Below are 20908 nucleotides of genomic sequence, written 5' to 3'. Positions count from 1 at the left end.
CCCGCATGTCTCAGCGCATCGACGTCAAGGACCTCAACATCTTCTACGGCGACTTCCGCGCCGTCGCCGACATCGAGATGGCCGTCGAGCCCCGCTCGGTCACGGCCTTCATCGGCCCGTCGGGCTGCGGCAAGTCGACGTTCCTGCGGACGCTCAACCGGATGCACGAGGTCATCCCGGGCGCGCGCGTCGAGGGCACCGTCGCGATGGACGGCGTCGACCTCTACGGCAACGACATCGACCCCGTCGCGGTCCGCCGCCAGGTCGGCATGGTGTTCCAGCGCCCCAACCCGTTCCCGACGATGTCCATCGCCGAGAACGTGCTCGCGGGCGTGCGGCTCAACAACCGCCGCATCTCCAAGGGCGACGCGCAGGACCTCGTCGAGGCGTCCCTGCGCGGCGCGAACCTCTGGAACGAGGTCAAGGACCGCCTCGACCGCCCCGGCTCGGGCCTGTCCGGCGGTCAGCAGCAGCGTCTGTGCATCGCGCGCGCCATCGCCGTCAAGCCGCAGGTGCTGCTCATGGACGAGCCGTGCTCCGCGCTCGACCCGATCTCCACGCTCGCGATCGAGGACCTCATCGCCGAGCTCAAGGCGAGCTACACGATCGTCATCGTCACGCACAACATGCAGCAGGCCGCGCGCGTGTCCGACCGCACCGCGTTCTTCAACCTCGCCGGCACCGGCCAGCCCGGCCGCCTGGTCGAGATCGACGAGACGTCGACGATCTTCTCCTCGCCGCGCGAGCAGTCCACCGAGGACTACATCTCGGGCCGCTTCGGCTGACCCGTCCCGGCCGGGCACGACCCGGGACGCGCGAAGGCCCGACCGGGTGATCCGGTCGGGCCTTCGTCGTGCGTGGTGCGCAGGCGGTGCGTGGTGCACGGGCGGTGCGGGGTGCGGGTGCCGAGCGCGCCGCCCGCTGCGTCAGCCCTCGGCGGTCGCCGTCGGGGTCGGCGTGGGCTCCGCGGACGCGGTCTCGGTGGCCGTCGGAGTCGGCGTCGGGGTGGGCGTGGGGGTCGGCGTCGGGACGAGACCCGCGTACTCCGGCAGCGTGCCGTCGAGGACCGGGACGTCGAACGTCGACGCGCCCCACGTGTCCGTGCCCAGCGTCAGCGAGACGAGCCCGCCCGGGATCGTCTCGACCGCGGCGAGGCGCACGTCGGCGCGGTCGTCCCCGTCCGTGCCGTCGAGCAGCACCGTGGCGCCTGCGGGCACGTCGACCGTCGTGGGCTCGGAGCCCTCGAACGTGAACGTCACGCGCTCGTCCTCGGAGCCGTCGTTGACGAGGCCGCCGTGCAGGACGCCCGGGGCGCCGTCGCCGTCCGACAGCACCATGAGGTTGTCGCCACGGATCTCGCCGACGGTCACGCGGACGCCGTCGGACGCCGCGTACTCGTCCTGCGTCGTGATCGGGTTGGTGGCCGAGCAGCCCGCGAGCGCGAGCGCGGCGGCGGTGGCGCCGGCGATCGCGAGGAGCCGGGGGGTGCGGAGGCGGGGCGAGGTCACGATGACTCCTCGGGGCGTCGGGTGCCCCAGTGCGGGGATCCGGTCAGGTCGACGGCCGTCGCACGGCTGCGCCGGCGGGCTGCCGGCGAGCGTCGAGGACGACCGCACGGTCAGCCTAGCCGCCCGCGGGCCGCGACCGGGCGCGGCGCACGCGCGCGACCTGCCCGGGAGGAACCTACCCGGGCGTTCGCCCAGGTCGTGGGTCCGACGTCCCGCGCGTCGAGGGCGCCGGTGTGCGGTGCTGCCGACGAGCACCGCGCTGACCTGCAGTGATGCAGGTCTCACGCCGTCGGGGAGTCAAATCGGGCGTGATAAGATACACGTCTGCGAAAGGGGACGCCTGCAGATGACTTTCACTGTTGGGGAGACCGTTGTCTACCCGCACCACGGTGCAGCGTTGATCGAAGAGATCAAGACCAGGACCATCCGCGGAGAGGACAAGATCTACCTCAAGCTCAAGGTCGCCCAGGGGGACCTGACCATCGAGGTGCCGGCGGAGAACGTCGACCTCGTGGGTGTGCGTGACGTCGTGGGCCAGGAAGGCCTCGACCGCGTGTTCGAGGTGCTCCGCGCCCCGTACACGGAGGAGCCGACCAACTGGTCGCGCCGCTACAAGGCCAACCTCGAGAAGCTCGCCTCGGGCGACGTCATCAAGGTGGCCGAGGTCGTCCGTGACCTGTCGCGTCGTGACGCCGACCGCGGCCTGTCCGCGGGCGAGAAGCGCATGCTCGCCAAGGCCCGTCAGATCCTCGTCTCGGAGCTCGCGCTCGCCGAGCACACCGAGGAGGAGAAGGCCGAGGCCATCCTCGACGAGGTCCTCGCGTCCTGACCCCCGTCCAGCACGTCGGCCTCGCTCACCCCGCCCCCGCGTCCCGGTGAGCGTCGCCGCCGTCCTCACGGCCGCCGGCAGCGGTTCGCGCCTCGGCCACACGTTGCCGAAGGCCCTCGTGCCGCTCGGTGGCGAACCGCTCGTCGTGCACGCCGCACGACGGCTTCTGGCGGCCCGCACGGCCGCCGGTGAGCACGTCGTGACCCTCGTGGTCACCGCACCCGCCGACCACGTCGACACCGTCCGCTCCCTCCTCGAGGGGCTCGGTGGCGACGTGGTCGTCGTGCGTGGGGGGCCGACGCGGCAGTCGTCGGTCGCCGCCGCGCTCGACGTCCTCGCGTCCCGCGACGGCGTCGACGTCGTGCTCGTCCACGACGCCGCCCGCCCGCTCGTGCCGCCCGCCCTCGTGGCGCGCGTCGTCGAGGCCGTGCGCGCCGGGCACGACGCGGTGGTCCCCGGCGTGCCCGTGACCGACACCGTCAAGCAGGTGGGGCAGGCCGCGCCCGGTCGCGGTGCCCCCGGTGCCCCGGTCGCGGACGGGTCGCCGGCGACGGCTCCTGGCGCCGCACGCCGTGCGGCGCCTGCCGTCGTGCCCGTGGCCCTGCCCGTCGTGCGGACCGTCCCCCGAGGCGACCTGCGCGCCGTCCAGACGCCGCAGGGGTTCCGGTTCGACGTGCTCGTCGCCGCGCACGCGCACGGGTCGCACGTCGCGCACGACGAGGCGCTCGCCGCGTCCGACGACGCGGGCCTCGTCGAGCTCGCGGGCGGTCCCGTCTGGGTCGTCGAGGGGCACGAGGACGCCGCCAAGGTGACCACCGCGCGCGACCTCGCGGTCGCCGAGCTGGTCCTGTCCGCGGCTCGGGCGGGCGGCGCGGCCCCTGCCGACCTGTCCGTCGCGTCCGACCCGGCTGACGCGGCCGGCTCGCCGGACGCCGTCCCGCCGCGCGCCGACGCCGCCGCGGTCTCGACCTCCGCCACGTCCGCAGCCGAGGAGGCCCTGTGACCCCGCTGCTGCCCCGGACCGGGATCGGCGTCGACGTGCACGCCTACGACCCCGACCCCGCGCCCGACGCGGTCCTGCACCTCGCCGGGCTGGCCTGGCCGGGAGAGCGGCCGCTCGCGGGCCACTCCGACGCCGACGTCGCCGCGCACGCCGCCGCGGACGCGCTGCTCTCGGCGTCGGGCCTGGGCGACCTCGGGTCGAACTTCGGCACGTCGGAGCCGCAGTGGAAGGGCGCCGCGGGCACGACGCTCCTCGCGGAGGCCGCCCGCCGCGTGCGGGCCGCCGGCTTCGAGGTCGGCAACGTCGCCGTGCAGGTGATCGGCAACCGCCCGCGGCTCGGTCAGCGGCGCGCGGAGGCGGAGGCGGCGCTGTCGTCGGCCGCGGGAGCGCCCGTGACCGTCTCGGCCACGACGACCGACGGGCTCGGGCTGACGGGTCGTGGCGAGGGCGTCGCGGCGGTCGCGACCGCGCTCGTCGTCCCCGTCGCGGGCTGACCCGCCACGCGCGCACCCGTCTCCGGCTGACGTGCCACCAGCGCACCGGTCGCCGGCTGCCCCGCGACGGGCTCGTCCGTCGCCGGCTGACCCGCCCGCGGCTGACGGGACACGCCGGGCCACCACGACGGGACGGCGCGGGTGCTGCCGAGCAGCACGCCGCCGACCACGACGGCACCCCACGCGATCTCGACGAGCGGGGTCGGCTCGCGCAGCAGCAGCCACGACGCCGCGATGCCGGCGACCGGCACGAGCATCGAGAACGGTGCGACGGTGCTCGACGGGTGCCGGCCCATGAGCGCGGTCCACAGCCCCGACCCGAGCAGCGTGCCGATCAGCACGGTGTAGAGCAGACCGCCGATCGCGAGCAGCCCCTGCGTCGTGGCCAGGCCCTCGAACGACGCGGCGATCCGCTCCGGGCCCTCGACGACGAGCGAGGCGGCGAGCATCGGCACGGGCGGGACGACCGACATCCACAGGAGCAGCCGCAGCGGTTCCCCGGGGGCGGCGCGCATGGCGAGCCGGTTGCCGAGGTTGCCGACGGCCCAGCCGAGCCCGCCGCACAGCGTGAGCACGACGGGGAGGAGGGTCGCACCGCCGTCGAGGCCCGCGCGGTGCAGCGCGATGCCGCCGAGGCCGACGACCGCGACCGCGACGCCCAGGCCCTGTCGTGCGCTGATCCGCTCGCGCAGCAGCGCGGCCGCGAGCACGACGGTGAACGGCGCGGACGACTGGAGCACGAGCGACGCGAGCCCGGTCGGCATGCCCGAGTCCATGGCCAGGTAGAGGAACAGGAACTGCAGCACCCCGAACCCGAGGCCGTACAGCAGCACCCGGCGCCAGGGGGCGGCCGGGCGCTTGACGAGCACCACCGTCGGGACCGCGATGAGCGCGAACCGGAGCGCGACGAGGAGGAACGGCGGGAACTGCTCGAGCTGGAGGTGGATGGCCGTGAAGTTCAGCCCCCACAGCACGGCGACGAGGACGGCGAGGGCGCGGTCGCGGGCGGGCATGTCACGCAGCATGACCCGCTGGCACACTTCAGCACCATCGAGTTGTCACGACGCGACGATGCAGTCCCACTGAACAGTCAGGCGTAGGGTCGGCGGCGTGGACGCCCGCTCGCTCGAGATCCTCCGCGCCGTGCACGTCCAGGGCGGCGTGACCGCGGCTGCCGCGACGCTGCACCTGACGCCGTCGGCGGTCTCGCAGCACGTCGCCGGCCTGCAGCGCGAGGTCGGCGTCCCGTTGACCGAACGCGTCGGCCGGGGGCTGCGGCTCACGGCGGCGGGAGTCGCGCTCGCCGACGCCGCCGTCGACGTCGCTGTCGCCCTCGCACGCGCCCGCGGCGCCGTCGACGCCTACCTCGCGCGTCCGGCGGGCGTCGTGCGCGTGAGCGCGTTCCAGAGCGGCGCGCAGCTCCTCCTGCCCGGCCTGCTGAGCCGGGTCGCGGACCTCGAGGGCGTCGTCGTGGAGTGCTCGGACGAGGACGTGGCGCAGGACGACTTCGTCGCGCTCACCGACCAGGTCGACGTGGTCGTCGCGCACCGCCCGGACGACGGCCGCTCGTGGTCGGCGCCCGGCGTCGAGGTCGTGCCGCTGCTGCGCGAGCCGCTCGACGTCGCGGTCCCGCCCGACCACCCGTTCGCCCGGCGCCGGTCCGTGCCGCCCGGGGAGCTCGCGGGCGTCGACTGGGTGGCCGTCCGGGAGGGCTTCCCCGTCGCGACGGTGCTCGCCGCCGTCGCGCGCAGGTCGGGCGACGTGCCGCGCGTCGTGCACCGCATCAACGACTTCCACGTGGCCGCGTCGTTCGTCGCCGCAGGTCACGGCGTCGCGCTGCTGCCGCGATACACGTTTGGCGACGACCCGCGCGTGCGCCTGGTGCCTCTCGCGGACGTCCGGGCGGGCCGGCGCATCGACGCGCTGCTCCGTGCCGACCGCGCCGAGCGGGTCGTCGTGCGGCGCGTCCTGGACGAGCTGCGCGCGCTCGCGGACCGCATCGGCGGCCCCACCGCGTCGTGAGCGGCGGCGCCACGAACCACACGCACGGGGGCTCGCGTGGCCGCCCTGTCGTGGGATAGCGTCCCGGTTCGTGACGGAGTGGTCCGAGGAGCAGGGGCCTGCGCCAGAAGGCGTGGGAGCGCTCTCGGCTGCCCGCTCCGGGTCGTCGTCCCTCCCGCTGCGTCAACCGGGCAACCGCGTCCGGCTGCGCGTGCGCGTGCCCGCCGAGGTGCTCGAGGCGACCGAGCAGGGCCTCGCCGGCCTGGACGACGAGCACCGTCGCACGCTCGGTCAGGACGCCCCGCCGCCCGTGACGTTCTAGCGGCACCACCGACGTCGCCTCGGGCGGCACGCGGGCGCAGGCACGCCGTGCACGCCCGGTCAGGGGATCAGGACCAGCTTGCCGCGGGCGTGACCGTCGCGGCTCTCACGGTGCGCCTCGGCGGCGTCGTCGAGCGGGAAGGTGCGCGCGACCCGCACGTCGAGCGACCCGTCGGCGGCGAGCTCCGCGAGCTGCGCGCGGGCCGCCTCCCGGACCGCGGTGCCGGGGTCGGCACCCGGCCCGCCGCCGAGCGCGGTGATGCCGAGCTCGGCCGCGCGGCCGAAGCCGGCGATGGTCGCGACGCGGTGGCGGTCGGCCACGACGGCGACGGACACGTCGAGCGCCTCGTCCGACCCGACGGTGTCGATCGCGACGGTCACCGGGCCCGTCGTCCGCTCGATCTCGCGGACGCGGTCCAGCAGCCCGGGACCGTGCGCGACGGGGACCGCGCCGAGCTCCCGCAGGTCGTCGTGCGTCGCGGGCGACCCGGTCGCGACGACCCGGGCGCCGCGCAGGCCCGCGAGCTGCACCGCCATGCGGCCGACGCCGCCCGAGCCGCCGTGCACGAGGACGACGTCGCCGTCGTGCGTGCCGGTCGCGGAGAGGGTGTGCACCGCGGTCGTCCCGGCGAGCAGCAGCCCCGACGCGGCGGCCCAGTCGAGCGTCTGCGGCCGGCGGCACGTGACCTGCTCGGACACCTCGAGGTGCGACGCGTACCCGCCGGTGACGCGCCAGGCGATCACCTCGTCCCCCGGGGTGAGCCAGCGCACCGACGGTCCGACGGCGGTGACGACGCCCGCGACCTCGAGGCCGAGCCGGATCGGCAGCCTGGAGGGGTCGTTGCCGGGCCCGGCGGCGTACATCTTCCAGTCGATCGGGTTGACCGCGGCGGCCCTCACCTCGAGGAGCACGTTGCCCGGTCCGGGGTCCGTCGGTGCCGTCTCGACGGTGCGGAGCACCTCCGGCCCACCGAACGCGGTCGCGACGACAGCCCTGCTCGTGACACTCACCCGGCACAGCCTGCACCGGTCACCCGTTCGCCGCCAGGGTTGATGCGTCCGCATGCACACCATCACCCGCGCGGGTGACCTGACCCGCCCCGACCTGGTCGGACGTCCAGCGCGGGTCGCTCAGGCCGCGCGCGGTGCCCGCTCGTCGTGGGGCACGGGACCGAGCACCTGGTCGAGGTACGCGTTGCTGAACGTGCCGCCCGGGTCGGCCTCCGCGCGCACCCGCTGGGCGTCGCACAGCCGCGGGTAGACGCGTGCGAGCGCCTCGGAGTCGAGCCAGTGCAGCTTGCCCCAGTGCGGGCGGCCACCGACCTGCGCGGCGATCCGCTCGACCGCCGTGAAGTAGCGGGTGTAGGGCAGGTGGGCGTTCTGGTGGACCGCGACGTAGGCCGTCGGGCGGCCGTGCGCGGTCGACAGCCACAGGTCGTCGGCGGCGGCGAACCGCACCTCGACCGGGAAGGGGAGGCGCTCGCCCGACGCCTCGATCCACGCGTCGACCTCGGCGAGCACGTCGGCGACGCTCTCGCGCGGGACGGCGTACTCCATCTCCCGGAAGCGCACGCGGCGCGGCGAGACGAACACCTCGGCCGACGGGGCGGTGTAGCGGCGGGCGGACAGCGCGCGGCTGCTGAGCTGGTTGATGCCGACGGTCGCGGGCGGCACGAGCGTCGCGATGCGGTTGGTCAGCGCGAACATCGCGTTGGAGAGCAGCTCGTCGTCGATCCACGAGCGCACGGGGCTCAGCGGCCGGACGACGTCGTCGGGAACCCGGTTGTTGCGCTTGGTGAGGGCGCGCCGCGTGTGCGGGAACCAGTAGAACTCGAAGTGGTCGTTGCCGTCGACGAGGCCGTCGGGACCCTCGAGCTCGTCGAGCACGCGGTCGAGCGGCCACGGCTCCTCGCGCGCCTCGAGGCGGAACGCGGGCACGACCTCGAGCGTCACGGCCGCCAGCACGCCGACGCTGCCGAGCCCGAGGCGGGCGAGCTCGAACAGCTCGGGGTGACGCGTGGGGGACACCTCGACCACGTCGCCGTCGGCGAGGACCAGGCGTGCGCCGACGACCTGCGTCGCGAGGCCGCCGAGCCGTGAGCCCGTGCCGTGCGTGCCGGTCGAGACGGCGCCGGCGATCGACTGCTTGTCGATGTCGCCGAGGTTGCGCATCGCGAGGCCGTGCTGGGCGAGGAGCGTGTTGAGCGCGCGCAGCCGGATCCCGGCGCCGACCGTCACGTGGGTCGTGCCGTCGGGCTGCGGGGCGACACGCTCGAGCGCGTCGATCGCGTCCAGGTGAACCTGCACGCCGTCCGTGACCGCGGCGGGGGTGAAGGAGTGGCCGCCGCCGACCGCGCGCACGCGCAGGCCGGTGTGCGCCGCGGCGCGGACCGTCGCGACGAGTTCGCCCAGGTCACGGGGGTGCGCCACGCTGCGCGGCGTCGCGTGCGCGGTGCGGGCCCAGTTCTGCCAGGGCGTGGCGGCCGACGTCTTGCCCATCGTGGACAACGGTCCTCCTGGTCGGTTGTCCAAGTCAAGTGCGTACATACCTTGACTATCGTCACGACTGACATTGAGATATGGCGTGGGGAGACGCGACGGGACCCTCGACGCAACCGGCGGTCGGGCCGGTGAGGGCACGTCGCATCGAGGGAGGGGACCCGGATGAACCGCTTGCCCGTCGCCGAGAGGCGCGAGCAGCTGATCGAGGCTGCGCTGACCGTCGCCAGCCGCGACGGCATCGACGCCGCGACCGTGCGCGCCATCGCCGCCGAGGCAGGCGTCTCGCTCGGCGTCGTGCACTACTGCTTCCAGGACAAGGACGAGCTGCTGCGGTCCATGGCGCACGCCATCACCGCGCAGAACCTCGCCCGCAGCCTCGACGACCTGCCCGAGGGTGCGGACGTCGCGGTCATCGTGGGTGCCGTCCTCGACGCGCTGTGGGACACCATCGCGTCCGCGCGCGGCCCGCAGCTGCTCTCGTACGAGCTCACGACGTCGTCGCTGCGCCACGCCGAGCTCAACCAGGTCGCGATCGAGCAGTACCGCGGCCAGTGGTCGGCGGCCGAGCAGGTGCTCGAGCTCGTCGAGAAGGCCGCGCACGTCGGCTGGACCGTGCCGCGTGCGCACGTCGCGCGGGCCGTCGTCGCCGTCGTCGACGGGTTCTCGCTCGCGTGGCTCGTCGACGGGGACTCGGAGGCCGCCCGGCGCGGTCTGCAGGGCTTCGGGCAGTACCTCGCGACCATGGCCGTGCCCGTCGAGCTCGCCCCGGAGGCGCTCGACCACGGCCTGCCGCCCGGCGCGTCCGCGCGCGCGGACCAGCAGACGACCGCGTGAGCGCCGAGGCCAGGGGGAGCAGCAGCACGGTCACGACGGCGGCCCGGCGCGCCCGGGTCGCGACGTCCGGCGGGTTCGCCACCCAGGGGTTCGTCTACGCGCTCCTGCTCACCAGCCTCGAGCAGTTCAAGGACCGGTACGGCGTCGACGACGGGCAGATCACCCTCGTCGTGCTCGGCGTGTGCGCGCTCGCCGCCGTGGGCACGCTCGTCGCCGACCGGGTCGCACGCGGGCGTGCGGGCAGCCGCGGGGCGCTCGCGTCCGGCCTGTGCGTGCTCGTCGCCGCCGTCGCCGTCGTGTCGGCCGCGCCGACGTTCGCGGTGCTGGCCCTCGGGTTCGCCGTCTACGGGCTCGGGCTCGGGCTCGTCGACGCCGGCACCAACATGCAGGCCGTCTCCGTCCAGCGCGTCTACGGGCGGTCGCTGCTCACGGGCTTCTACGCCGCGTGGTCCGTCGGCGGGATCGCCGGCGCCGTGCTCGTGTCCGTGACCGCCGGGCGGACGCCCCCCGAGCCCGTCGCGTACGTGCTGTGGTCGGGCATCCTCGTCGCCTCGCTCGCGGCCGTCCTCGTCGCCGCCGCCGGGTGGCGTCGTGACCGGTCGGGCGAGCCTGCGTCCGACGCGTCGACGGACGTCGCCGGACGCGTCCCGTGGGGTCCCGTCCTGCTCCTCGGGCTCGGCGTCGTCGCGTACTACGTCGCCGACACCGCCGTCTCGACCTGGTCGACCATCTACCTGGGCGACGTCCTCGACGCGACGGCACGGATCGCCCCGCTCGGGTACGCCGCGTACCTCGCGACGACGCTCGTCTCGCGCGTCGCGGGCGACCCGCTGGTCCGCCGGCACGGGCGAGCCGCGGTCGTCCGCGTCGCGGCCGTCGTCGGTGCGACCGGGCTCGTGCTCGTCGTCGTCGCGCCGGGCACCCCCGTCGCGCTGCTCGGGTTCGCCGTCACCGGCGCCGGCCTCGGCGTCGTCGCGCCGCTGTGCTTCTCGGCCGCCGGCGCGCTCGCGCCCGGGCACGCCGACGCCGTCGTCGCGCGGCTCAACATCTTCAACTACGTCGGCGCGGTCCTCGGCGGGGTGCTCGTCGGCGCGATCGGCTCCGGGTCGACGCTGCGCGCCGGGTTCGTCGTGCCCGTGCTGCTCGTCGTCGCCGTCGCGGTGGTCGCGCCGCGGTTCGGGCGGCGCAGCGCGGACGACGGCGGCGACAGCGCGGGCGGCGACAGCGCGGGCGGCGTCGGCGCGAGCGGCGTCGACACGGGAGCCGACGCAGGCGACTCGGCCACGTCGGTCGGCCCGGTCACGGCCTCGGGCGGCGTCGTGCCCACGGACGAGGCGTCCCGGTGACCGGCACCGCCCGCGGCACCGTCCCGCCCACGTCCCCCTCCACCACCGCGACCGTCCGCACCGCCGACGCGTCGGCGCCGGCGACGGGCACGCTCGGGGTGCGGCTCGACGAGGCGACGCGCGGCCTCCCGGCACCGCTCGCGGTGGTCGACCTCGACGCGCTCGACGCCAACGCGACCGACCTGGTCCACCGGGCGGGCGGGACGCCGGTCCGCGTCGCGTCGAAGTCCGTCCGCGTGCGCCACGTCCTGCACGACGTCCTTGCCCGGCCCGGGTTCGCGGGTGTCATGGCGTACTCGGTGCGTGAGGCGGTGTGGCTGGCGCGCGAGGGCGTCGACGACGTGCTGCTCGGCTACCCGAGCGTCGACACGGGTGCGCTGGACGAGCTCGCCGCCGACCCGCGCGCCGCGGCGGCCGTCACGCTCATGGTCGACGACGTCGCGCAGGCGGACCTCGCCGCGGCCGCGGCCCGCGCGCACGGGACGACGCTGCGCGTGTGCCTCGACGTCGACGCGTCGCTCCGCGTGCGGCTCGGCCCGCTGCGCGCGCACCTCGGCGTCCGCCGCTCCCCGGTGCACTCCGCCGCCGACGCCGCCGTGCTCGCCGCCGCCGTCGAGGCCCGCGGGCCGCTCGTCGTGCGCGGCGTCATGTTCTACGAGGCGCAGGTCGCAGGCCTGCCCGACACCAGCCCCGCCGTCCGGGCCGTGAAGCGGCTGTCCGTCGCCGACCTCGCGGTCCGCCGTGCCGCCGTCGTCGAGGCCGTGCAGGACGCCGTGGGGCACGCGCTCGACCTCGTGAACTCGGGCGGGTCCGGGTCGGTCGAGACGAGCGTCTCCGACGCCACCGTCACCGAGGTCACCGCCGGCTCGGGCCTGTTCGTGCCGACGCTCTTCGACCGGTACCGCGCGTTCGAGCCGCGTCCCGCCGCGTTCTTCGGCCTCGACGTCGTCCGCGTCCCCGGGCCCGGCTGGGCGACCGTGTTCGGTGGCGGGTACGTCGCGTCCGGCCCGGCCGTGAAGACGCGTCTGCCGCGTCCCGTGTGGCCGGGCGGGCTCGCGCTCACCGGCCGTGAGGGTGCGGGCGAGGTGCAGACGCCGTTGCGGCTGTCGTCGGGCGCCGACCTGCGCGTCGGGGACCGCGTGTGGTTCCGGCACGCCAAGGCCGGCGAGGTCATGGAGCGGTTCTCCGACGTGCACCTCGTGCGCGGCACGTCCGTCGAGGCGACCGTGCCGACGTACCGGGGCGAGGGGCGCACCTTCGGCTGAGCGCGGCCGCGACGTCCGGTCCGCCCGGACGGTGGTGCGGCGTCCCGTCGAGCGGCCACGTCGGGCGCCCCTGCCGAGCGGGCCTGCGGGGACCGACCCCGCGTGAGCAGCCGGTGCTCGTCGGTCGGGGAGTCGCTGCGTGCTGTTCCAGGCAGCGACCTGCGGTCGTCACCTTCCACGTCACTCCGCGCCTCCCCTCCGTCCCCGTACGATGACGGGCGTGACCCTGCGCCTGTTCGACACCGCGACCCGCACGGTGCGCGACTTCGTCCCGCTCACCGCGGGCGAGGTCGGCATCTACCTGTGCGGCGCGACCGTCCAGGCGCCCCCGCACATCGGCCACGTCCGGTCCGGCGTCGCGTTCGACGTGCTGGTGCGCTGGCTGCGCCGCACGGGCCACCGCGTCACGCTGGTCCGCAACGTCACCGACATCGACGACAAGATCCTCGCCAAGGCCGCCGACGCGGGCGAGCCGTGGTGGGCGTGGGCGGCGACGAACGAGCGCGCGTTCACGGCCGCGTACGACGCGCTCGGTGTCCTGCCGCCGACGTACGAGCCGCGCGCCACCGGGCACGTCCCTGCCATGGTCGAGCTCGTCGACCGGCTCGTCGACGCAGGCCACGCGTACACGACCGGCCCGGGCGACGTGTGGTTCGACGTCCGCTCGTACCCGGAGTACGGCGCTCTCACCAACCAGCGGGTCGACGACATGGTCCCCGCCCCCGACGACGCGTCGGGCATCAGCAAGCGCGACGCGCGGGACTTCGCGCTCTGGAAGTCGCCGAAGCCGGGCGAGCCCACGAGCGCGTCGTGGGACACCCCGTGGGGCCGTGCGCGACCGGGCTGGCACCTCGAGTGCTCCGCGATGGCGCGGCGGTACCTCGGCGACGCGTTCGACATCCACGGCGGCGGGCTCGACCTGCGGTTCCCGCACCACGAGAACGAGCAGGCGCAGTCGCGCGCCGCCGGGTACGGGTTCGCGCAGTACTGGCTGCACAACGGCTGGGTCACGCAGGGCGGCGCGAAGATGAGCAAGTCGCTCGGCAACGGGCTGCTCGTCGACGTCGTGCTCCAGGGCGTGCGTGCCGCGGTGCTCCGGTACGCGCTCACGGCCGTGCAGTACCGGTCGATGCTCGAGTGGACCGACGACTCGCTGCGCGAGGCCGAGGCGACGTGGGACCGGCTCGCCGGGTTCGTCGAGCGCGCGGCCGAGAAGGTCGGCGCCGCCGACCTCGACGAGGTCGCCAAGGCCGACCTGCCCGACGCGTTCGTCGCCGCGATGGACGACGACCTCAACGTGCCCGCCGCGCTCGCGGTCGTGCACGAGCACCTGCGGCTCGGCAACGGCGCGCTCGCGTCGGGTGACCTGGTCGTGGCCCGGACCGAGATGGTCGCGCTGCGCGCGATGCTCGACGTCCTGGGCCTCGACCCGGGCAGCCCGCAGTGGGCTGGGCGGGGCGGCGACGAGCGGTACGCACGCGCCCTCGACGCGGTCGTCGCCGGGCAGCTCGAGGCCCGCGCCCAGGCGCGCGCCGACCGCGACTTCGCGACCGCCGACGCGATCCGCGACCGCCTCGCGGCCGCCGGGGTCGTCGTCGAGGACTCGCCGACGGGGGCCCGCTGGTCCCTGCGACCCGAGGGCTGACCGCCACCCCGCTGCGGCCGCCGCCGCCCGACCGGAACCGCGCGGGCCCGACCCGCACCAGACGTTCGCACCACCAGACGTAGGAGACAGCACCCATGGCCGGCAACTCCCAGCGCCGAGGCGCCACCCGCAAGCCGGGGTCCAAGAAGGGCGCGTCCGTCGGCACCGGCGGGCACGGCCGCAAGTCGCTCGAGGGCAAGGGGCCGACGCCCAAGGCCGAGGACCGCCCGTACCACGCGGCGTACAAGAAGAAGGTCGCCGCGGAGAAGCGCACGGTCGCGGGCCAGGGCCGCTCGGGTCAGCGCTCGGCGTCCGCGTCGCGCAGCGCGGCCGGGGGCCGCGGCGGCCGGACGTCGTCGACGCACGAGATCGTCTCCGGGCGGAACTCCGTCGTCGAGGCGCTGCGGGCCGGCATCCCGGTGTCGACCGTGTACCTCGCGGCACGGCTCGAGGCCGACGACCGCACGCGCGAGATCGTCTCGACCGCCGCCGAGTCCGGCTACCCGCTGCTCGAGGTCAGCCGCACCGAGCTCGACCGGCTCACCGACGGGTCCGTGCACCAGGGCGTCGCGATCCAGGTGCCGCCGTACGCGTACGCCGACGACGAGGACCTGCTCGACGCCGCCGAGGCGTCCGAGCAGCCTGCGCTCGTCGTCGCGCTCGACGGCGTGACCGACCCGCGCAACCTCGGCGCCGTGCTCCGGTCCGCGGGCGCGTTCGGTGCGCACGGCGTGCTCGTGCCCGAGCGTCGCGCCGCGGGTGTCACGGCCTCGGCGTGGAAGGTGTCCGCCGGTGCCGCGGCGCGCGTGCCCGTCGCGCGCGTGAAGAACCTGGTCCGGACCCTGCAGGCGTACCGCGAGGCGGGCGTGTTCGTCGTCGGGCTCGACGGCGGCGGCGACGTCGCGATCGGCGACGTCGCGTTCGCCGAGGACCCGCTCGTGCTCGTCGTCGGCTCCGAGGGCAAGGGCCTGTCCCGGCTCGTGCGCGAGCAGTGCGACGCGATCGCGTCCATCCCGATCGCGTCGGCCGTCGAGTCGCTCAACGCGGGAGTCGCCGCGGGGATCGCGCTCTACGAGGTCGCCCGCCGCCGCGCGTCGTAACCCGTACCCACGGGCTTGACGGCAGGCGCTCGCAGACCTGCCCGAAGGGCAGTGGTTCGAGCGGAAGTCTGGTCGGATCGCGCCTCGGGACCTCGCGGTCCCTTTGGTGGCGTTCGCCAACGCCGAGGGTGGGTGCATCGTCGTGGGGATCCACTCCGGCGCGGTCGACGGTGTGGGCGAAGGTCGCCTCAACGACCTGCGCGAGGTCGCCCAGGACTTCACACAACCCGTCGCACGGACACGGGCTGAGGTGTTGACGACCTCCGACGGGGCACGTGTGCTCCTCTTGCGCGTCGATCCCGGTGAGAGAGTGCACGAAACGACGAGCGGTGACTGTTATCTCCGCGTAGGCGACGAGTCTCGGAAGCTTGGCTTCGCTCAGCGTCAGGAACTGGAGTACGACCGCGGCGGAGCGCCCTTCGACGGGACAACGGTCGACCTCGGGGTCGAGGACCTCGACGCGAGTCAGGTCTCGGCCTATCAGCTGGCGATTGGTTCGTCGTCACCAGAGTCGATGCTTCGCGCACGCGGACTCCTCACACGTCAGGGGCGTTTGACGGTTGCTGCTTACCTGTTGTTCGGAGAGCGACCGCAGGACGCATTTCCGAATGCTCATGTCCGCATCCTGCGGTACCGCGACGTGGAGCGCGGGACGGGCGCCGGGCTCACACTCGAGGATGCCGCGGACGTTCGTTGCGAAGGTTCGATCCCGCAGCAGATCACCGAGGCCGCAAACGTCATCGAGTGGTTCCTGCCCGATCGTCGTGCGTTAGGGGCAAGCGGACGGTTCGAACGCATTCCGGTGATCCCTCGAGATGCGTGGCTCGAAGGCCTCGTCAATGCCGTGCTTCATCGCTCCTACAGCATGGCGGGCGATCACGTGCGGGTGGAGATCTTCCCGGATCGGTTGGAGATCGCTAGCCCTGGACGATTCCCTGGACTAGTCGACCCGAGTCGACCGCTCGACATCAGCCGCTACGCACGCAATCCACGAATTGCGCGCGTGTGCTCGGACCTCGGCATCGCACAGGAACTGGGCGAGGGCATACGACGCATCTTCGATGAGATGCGCGCTCGGGGTCTCACCGATCCGGTGTACACGCAGACGGCCGGAGCCGTGCAACTGACGTTGTTCTTCTCGGATGCGCTCCCGCGTGAGGTGCGTGAGTCGCTCCCTGCGGGCGCTCTGAAGGTGCTTGATGTGCTGCGCCGTGTCGGGCGGCCAATCGGCACAGGGCAGGTGGCCGACGCGGCAGGTGTCACGCGCCCTACGGCGTCCCGCCACCTTCAGCGACTGCAGGACGCTGGCCTGATCAAGTGGGAGGGGCAGTCACCCAAGGACCCACGGGCGGCGTGGCGTCTGACCTGATACTCGCGAACGGCAGCTGCAACGGCTACTGCCACATGCTCTTTGCAGTAGGCGTTGCAGTAGTGACAACATCGGTCAGCCGAGGAGCTGGTCGTCCTCGACCTGCGGGAACATGTCGGTGTCGCGGATGTCGCCCGACTGCACGCCCAGGATCGCGTCCTCGTCCGGGCGCGTCGGCAGGATGTTCTTCACGTAGCTCTTCACGACCTCCGGCATCGGCACGTCGCGGCCCTGCTGCTGCGAGAGGTACCACCGGTGGTCGAGCAGCTCGTGGAACACCTGCGCGGGCTCGAGCTTGTGGCGGAGGTCCCGCGGGACCGCGCGCACCGCGGGCTCGAACACCTCGGTGAGCCAGTCGTGCGCGACGAACGCCTCGTCCTCGCGCTGCCGGTCGGTCGCGGCCCGGTACTCGTCGAGGTCGTTGAGCAGGCGGCGGGCCTGGTTCTCCTGCACGTCGAGGCCGGTCAGGCGCATGAGCCGGCGCGAGTGGTGGCCCGCGTCGACGACCTTCGGCTGGATCTGCACGGTCGTGCCGCCGACGTCGGTCGTGATGTCGAGCTCGCCGACGTCGAACCCGAGGTCGTTGAGGCGGTCGATGCGCGCCTGCACGCGCCACCGCTCGCCGTAGCCGAACGACTCGGTCTCGGTGAGGGCGCGCCACAGCTCGCGGTACCGCTCGGCGAGCGCGTTGCCGATCGCGACGGCGTCGACGTCCTCCTCGAGGAACTCGCCCGCCTGGAGGTCCATGAGCTCGCCGATGATGTTCACGCGCGCGACCTCGAGGTCGTACTCGCGCTGGCCGGTCGTCAGCGTGTCGTGCAGGTCGCCCGTCTCGGCGTCGACGAGGTACGCGGCGAACGTCTCGGCGTCGCGGCGGAACAGGGTGTTCGACAGCGACACGTCGCCCCAGTAGAAGCCCGCGAGGTGCAGGCGGACGAGCAGCACGGCGAGCGCGTCGATGAGGCGGGTGGCCGTGTCGGGGCGCAGCGACTGGCTGAACAGCGCGCGGTACGGCAGCGAGAACTGCAGGTGCTCGGTGATGAGCACGGCCTCGAGCGGCTCGCCGTCGGGGTCGCGCCGGCCGGTGATGACGCCCACGGGCACGACGCTCGGGACGTCGATGCGGTCGAGCTGGCGCAGCAGCTCGTACTCGCGGTACGCGACGGTCTCGCCGATCTCCTTGACCGCGATGACCCGGCCCGACAGCCGCACGAACCGCACGATGTGGCGGGAGATGCCGCGGGGGAGCGCAGCCAGGGTCTCGGCCGGCCAGTCCTCCAGCGGCACCTGCCACGGCAGGTCGAGGAGCGCGGGGTCCGGGTTGGCCGCGGTGATCTGCAGGCGCTGCGGCGTCGGGCTCATGACCCGATCCTCTCAGAGTGGTCCGACGACCGACCCTGCGGGCGGGCACGGAAGTCGGGGAGGACGTGTGGGCGTCCCGCACAACGTGACGAGTGGGCGCGAGCCGCGCATGCCGGCGACGAGCGGGAGCACCCGGGGAACGCCCGACGGGCGGGCCCGGCCGGAGCCGGACCCGCCCGTCGGCGGTGCTGCTGGGAGCGATCAGACCGTGATGCGCTCGCCGGTGCCCGCGTGGAACAGGTGCTGCTGGCCCTCGCGGATGCGGACCCAGACCGTCTCGCCCTTGGCGGGGACGCCGCGCGGGTCGATGCGGACGATGATCTGCGCGTCGCCGGCACCGGAGTGCACGGCCTCGGCGCCACCGAACTCGTTCGTCAGCGACGCGTAGAGGAACGCGTCCGAGCCGAGCTCCTCGACGATGTTCACGATGACCGGGATCGCGTCGGGGGTGCCCTGCGGGACGACCTCGAGCGCCTCGGGACGGAAGCCGAGCGTGATGTGGTTGCGGTCGGCCTCGGTGAACTTGGCGAGGACGTCGCGCGGCAGCGAGACGCGCGCACGGCCGAGCTGGGCGGCGCCCTCGAGCACCGGGACCGTGGCGATGTTCATGGCCGGCGAGCCGATGAAGCCGGCGACGAAGACGTTGGCCGGGGTGTCGTACATGTCGCGCGGCGTGCCGACCTGCTGCAGGAGGCCGTCCTTGAGGACCGCGATGCGGTCACCCATCGTCAGGGCCTCGGTCTGGTCGTGCGTGACGTACACGGTGGTGACACCGAGACGACGCTGCAGCGACGCGATCTGCGTACGGGTCTGGACGCGGAGCTTGGCGTCGAGGTTCGACAGCGGCTCGTCCATGAGGAACACCTGGGGCTGACGCACGATGGCGCGGCCCATGGCGACACGCTGACGCTGGCCACCCGAGAGGGCCTTCGGCTTGCGGTCGAGGTACTGGGAGAGGTCGAGGATCTTGGCGGCCTCCTCGACGCGCTGGCGGATCTCCGCCTTCGGCGTGCCGGCGATCTTGAGCGCGAAGCCCATGTTGTCGGCGACCGTCATGTGCGGGTACAGCGCGTAGTTCTGGAACACCATCGCGATGTCCCGGTCCTTCGGCTGGACGTCCGTGACGTCGCGGTCGCCGATGAGGATGCGACCCGCGTTGACGTCCTCGAGACCCGCGAGCATGCGGAGCGAGGTGGACTTGCCGCAGCCGGAGGGGCCGACGAGGACGAGGAACTCGCCGTCCTCGATGTGCAGGTCGAGCGAGTCGACCGCGGGGCGCTCCGTGCCCGGGTAGACCCGGGTGGCCTTGTCGAACGTGACCGTAGCCATGTCTGATCCGTTCCCTTCACCGGCAGGTACGTGCCGGACGATCCGTTGTGGAGGGTGTCAGAGTGTCTTCGCTGACACGGACCGAGGGGGGCGAAAGGCCCGTCCTCGGTCCGAGGTCATCATGCCACACGCGTGACGCACGTCTCGTCGGCCCGGGCAACCACCTCGCGGGCCTGCGACGCTGCGCGCGACGGGCGCGAGGACCCCACGCACCACCGGTCAGCCGAGCACCGCGACCGACCCGTCGGTGCGCAGCGCGTACATCCGCGGCACCTGCCACCCGACCCGCAGGTTCGTCCCCGGCTCGAGGGCCTCACCCGTGAGGTCCGCCCGCCACGCGCGCCCGCCGTCCGCGGTCGCGTACGCCTCGACCACGGGACCGGGCCCGCGCAGCAGCAGCCAGCGGCCGTCCGTCGAGAGCTCGTCGACCGTGCGGCCGAGCGGCGTCGTCCACCGGACCGCCCCCGTCGTCGCGTCGATCGCTGCGAGCCCGTCGGCCCCGACGACGTAGAGCCGGTCGTCGAGCAGGACCGCCGACGTCGCCTCGACGCCCGTCACGCGCCACCGCAGGTCACCCGTCGACGCGTCGCGCGCCGACACCGACGCGACCACGCCCGACGGCCCGACGTCACGCGTCGCGAACAGCACCGAGCCCGGGACCGAGCCGTCGTCGACCGTGAGCCACAGCGGTGTCGCGTCGACCGTCGTGCGCGACCCGTCGGGCCGCAGCAGACGCGACTGCGGGCGGCCGTCGCGCGACCACGTCGAGTGCACGACCGCGCCGCCGCGGGCGAGCTCCGGCCACCAGCCGGGCTCCAGGCCGTCGCGGCGCAGCATCGACCCGTCCGTGTCGAGCAGCCACGACGACGAGCCCACCGCGAGCAGCACGTGGTCGGCGCGCGCGTCGAGCGACGCGAACGACGACGACCACACGTCGGTCGGCTGCTGCGTGACCCGTGGCGCGTCGATCGGCGGCGTCGTCCACGTCCACAGCGCCTCCTGCGTGGCCGGGTCGGTCGCCGTGACGCGCCAGCGGGTCGAGCGGTCGCCGCCGCCGTCCTCGTCCTCCTCGCGGACGGCCGTGAGGAGCCGGCCGTCGAGGACGGTGAACGCCGCGTCGCCCGGGAGCCGCTGCGTCGACAGCAGCGTGCCGTCGCGCGCGTCGAGGAACCACAGCGACACCTCCGGCGGCGGGCCGATGTCCGAACCGGGCTGCTGCGCGAGGCAGGCGACGACGGGCCGGGCGTCGTCCGGGCTGTTCGTCGACGTGCTCGGCGCGCCCGCCGTCGTGCAGACCGTCCACGTCGCGGGCGAGGCGGCGTCGGGCGTCATGACGGGCGTCGGCAGGTCGAGCTCGCGCGTCCACCGCAGCGCGCCCGTGAGCTCGTCGAGCGCGCGCACCTGGACCTGCGCGGCCGGCAGCGGTGCGGCGCCGACGACGAGCCCGTCGACGAGGACGCCCGACTCGACCACGCGCGCGTCCTCGGCGCCCGACGCCCAGCGGACCCCGAGCCCCGGGTCGACCGGGCGCAGCACGCCGCGGACGTCGGCGAGGGCCGCGACCCGGGCCCGCTCGAGCGCGTCGAGGAGCAGCTGGGCTCCCACGAGCAGCGCGGCGACCGCGAGCACCGCGGGGACGAGCAGGCGCAGGTGCGTGCGCACCCACCCGTGCACCGGGGAGGCGTCGGAACCGTCGGTGTCGTGGCGGTCGTCCGCCGCCGCGGAGGGCGCGTCGGCGCCGTCCGGTGCACCCGTCGGGCCTCCTGCGCCCGGGCCTCGCCGGTCGCGGCCGGGTCGCGCACGGCCCGAGGGGGCGACCGTGCGGTCGTCGTGCTCGTCGGCCTCGACGAGGTGCACGTCCTGCATCCGGCCGGACATCTCGTCACGGTAACCCGGGGTCCGCGCGGGCGCGGGCGGGGAGCGGGTGAGGTCGCCGGCGGCGCGCGGCCGGGCCGCGAGGTGCGGTCGGCTCCGACGTTCGGCGAGGCAGCGAGGTGCGG

At 74.4% G+C, this 20908-nt stretch carries 18 protein-coding genes and 1 pseudogene; 12 read left to right on the top strand and 7 right to left on the bottom strand.

The genetic code is table 11. The features are described from left to right. Nucleotides 1–5 precede the first annotated feature (5 nt). Nucleotides 6–785 (top strand): phosphate ABC transporter ATP-binding protein PstB, encoded by a 780-nt coding sequence (pstB, locus tag KOV94_RS04635; RefSeq protein ID WP_124341658.1) that lies wholly within the window; start codon nucleotides 6–8, stop codon nucleotides 783–785. 141 nt (nucleotides 786–926) lie between these two features. Here the strand turns inward: pstB and KOV94_RS04630 are convergent, their stop codons facing one another. Continuing rightward, nucleotides 927–1508 carry a hypothetical protein gene (locus KOV94_RS04630; protein ID WP_124341657.1) on the bottom strand — a complete coding sequence of 194 codons (582 nt, stop codon included), beginning with the start codon at nucleotides 1506–1508 and terminating at the stop codon, nucleotides 927–929. Between the two features lie 346 nt (nucleotides 1509–1854). Here KOV94_RS04630 and KOV94_RS04625 point away from each other — a divergent pair, with 346 nt between their 5' ends. The 3 genes from KOV94_RS04625 to ispF are packed head-to-tail and all read left to right on the top strand — an operon-like array spanning nucleotide 1855 to nucleotide 3834. Continuing rightward, nucleotides 1855–2337, top strand: coding sequence for a CarD family transcriptional regulator (locus KOV94_RS04625; RefSeq protein WP_013769765.1), 483 nt, complete (start codon nucleotides 1855–1857; stop codon nucleotides 2335–2337). A gap of 46 nt (nucleotides 2338–2383) precedes the next feature. Next, nucleotides 2384–3340: an IspD/TarI family cytidylyltransferase gene (locus KOV94_RS04620; protein ID WP_124341656.1), complete on the top strand. Its 957-nt coding sequence runs from the start codon at nucleotides 2384–2386 to the stop codon at nucleotides 3338–3340. Further along, nucleotides 3337–3834 (top strand): 2-C-methyl-D-erythritol 2,4-cyclodiphosphate synthase, encoded by a 498-nt coding sequence (gene ispF, locus KOV94_RS04615; protein WP_124341655.1) that lies wholly within the window; start codon nucleotides 3337–3339, stop codon nucleotides 3832–3834. The genes KOV94_RS04620 and ispF overlap by 4 nt, the downstream gene beginning before the upstream one ends. A gap of 209 nt (nucleotides 3835–4043) precedes the next feature. On the opposite strand, the pseudogene KOV94_RS04610 reads toward ispF, so the two are convergent. Next, nucleotides 4044–4847, bottom strand: a pseudogene (locus KOV94_RS04610) (EamA family transporter); the annotation flags it as partial. Nucleotides 4848–4944: 97 nt separating this feature from the next. Between KOV94_RS04610 and KOV94_RS04605 the strand changes: the two are divergent. Continuing rightward, complete coding sequence (locus tag KOV94_RS04605) at nucleotides 4945–5856, top strand: LysR family transcriptional regulator (RefSeq protein WP_124341654.1); 912 nt, start codon at nucleotides 4945–4947, stop codon at nucleotides 5854–5856. A gap of 70 nt (nucleotides 5857–5926) precedes the next feature. Further along, nucleotides 5927–6157 (top strand): hypothetical protein, encoded by a 231-nt coding sequence (locus KOV94_RS04600; RefSeq protein WP_124341653.1) that lies wholly within the window; start codon nucleotides 5927–5929, stop codon nucleotides 6155–6157. A gap of 59 nt (nucleotides 6158–6216) precedes the next feature. Here the strand turns inward: KOV94_RS04600 and KOV94_RS04595 are convergent, their stop codons facing one another. Together KOV94_RS04595 and KOV94_RS04590 are read right to left on the bottom strand one after the other, a co-directional pair. After that, nucleotides 6217–7167: a quinone oxidoreductase family protein gene (locus KOV94_RS04595; RefSeq protein WP_124341652.1), complete on the bottom strand. Its 951-nt coding sequence runs from the start codon at nucleotides 7165–7167 to the stop codon at nucleotides 6217–6219. A gap of 120 nt (nucleotides 7168–7287) precedes the next feature. After that, the gene (locus tag KOV94_RS04590) at nucleotides 7288–8655 is read right to left on the bottom strand and encodes a D-arabinono-1,4-lactone oxidase (protein ID WP_124341669.1); all 1368 of its coding nucleotides are present in this window, start codon (nucleotides 8653–8655) and stop codon (nucleotides 7288–7290) included. Nucleotides 8656–8820: 165 nt separating this feature from the next. On the opposite strand from KOV94_RS04590, the gene KOV94_RS04585 reads away from it, so the two are divergent. The 6 genes from KOV94_RS04585 to KOV94_RS04560 all read left to right on the top strand — a co-directional run bounded on the left by KOV94_RS04585 (nucleotide 8821) and on the right by KOV94_RS04560 (nucleotide 16217). Beyond that, nucleotides 8821–9492, top strand: a complete 672-nt coding sequence (locus tag KOV94_RS04585; RefSeq protein ID WP_124341651.1) for a TetR/AcrR family transcriptional regulator — start codon at nucleotides 8821–8823, stop codon at nucleotides 9490–9492. Then, the gene (locus KOV94_RS04580) at nucleotides 9489–10838 is read left to right on the top strand and encodes an MFS transporter (protein WP_218051332.1); all 1350 of its coding nucleotides are present in this window, start codon (nucleotides 9489–9491) and stop codon (nucleotides 10836–10838) included. The genes KOV94_RS04585 and KOV94_RS04580 overlap by 4 nt, the downstream gene beginning before the upstream one ends. 98 nt (nucleotides 10839–10936) lie before the next feature. After that, nucleotides 10937–12103, top strand: coding sequence for an alanine racemase (locus tag KOV94_RS04575; protein ID WP_218051629.1), 1167 nt, complete (start codon nucleotides 10937–10939; stop codon nucleotides 12101–12103). Nucleotides 12104–12323: 220 nt separating this feature from the next. After that, entirely contained in the window at nucleotides 12324–13748 is a 1425-nt protein-coding gene (gene cysS, locus KOV94_RS04570; RefSeq protein WP_124341649.1) for a cysteine--tRNA ligase, read from the top strand. 95 nt (nucleotides 13749–13843) lie between these two features. Next, complete coding sequence (gene rlmB / locus KOV94_RS04565; RefSeq protein ID WP_162354034.1) at nucleotides 13844–14848, top strand: 23S rRNA (guanosine(2251)-2'-O)-methyltransferase RlmB; 1005 nt, start codon at nucleotides 13844–13846, stop codon at nucleotides 14846–14848. A gap of 37 nt (nucleotides 14849–14885) precedes the next feature. Next, the gene (locus tag KOV94_RS04560) at nucleotides 14886–16217 is read left to right on the top strand and encodes an ATP-binding protein (protein WP_218051628.1); all 1332 of its coding nucleotides are present in this window, start codon (nucleotides 14886–14888) and stop codon (nucleotides 16215–16217) included. 75 nt (nucleotides 16218–16292) lie between these two features. On the opposite strand, the gene KOV94_RS04555 is transcribed toward KOV94_RS04560, so the two are convergent. The 3 genes from KOV94_RS04555 to KOV94_RS04545 all read right to left on the bottom strand — a co-directional run bounded on the left by KOV94_RS04555 (nucleotide 16293) and on the right by KOV94_RS04545 (nucleotide 20786). Continuing rightward, entirely contained in the window at nucleotides 16293–17579 is a 1287-nt protein-coding gene (locus tag KOV94_RS04555; protein ID WP_124341646.1) for a DUF4032 domain-containing protein, read from the bottom strand. Between the two features lie 201 nt (nucleotides 17580–17780). After that, nucleotides 17781–18908, bottom strand: a complete 1128-nt coding sequence (locus KOV94_RS04550; RefSeq protein WP_124341645.1) for an ABC transporter ATP-binding protein — start codon at nucleotides 18906–18908, stop codon at nucleotides 17781–17783. Between the two features lie 219 nt (nucleotides 18909–19127). Then, on the bottom strand, nucleotides 19128–20786 hold the full coding sequence (locus KOV94_RS04545; RefSeq protein ID WP_218051331.1) for an outer membrane protein assembly factor BamB family protein: 1659 nt from the start codon (nucleotides 20784–20786) through the stop codon (nucleotides 19128–19130). Between the last annotated feature and the right edge of the window lie 122 nt (nucleotides 20787–20908).

This window comes from Cellulomonas algicola, assembly GCF_019024305.1.
Taxonomy (GTDB): domain Bacteria; phylum Actinomycetota; class Actinomycetes; order Actinomycetales; family Cellulomonadaceae; genus Cellulomonas; species Cellulomonas algicola.
This window is presented reverse-complemented; position numbering and strand designations above follow the sequence as displayed.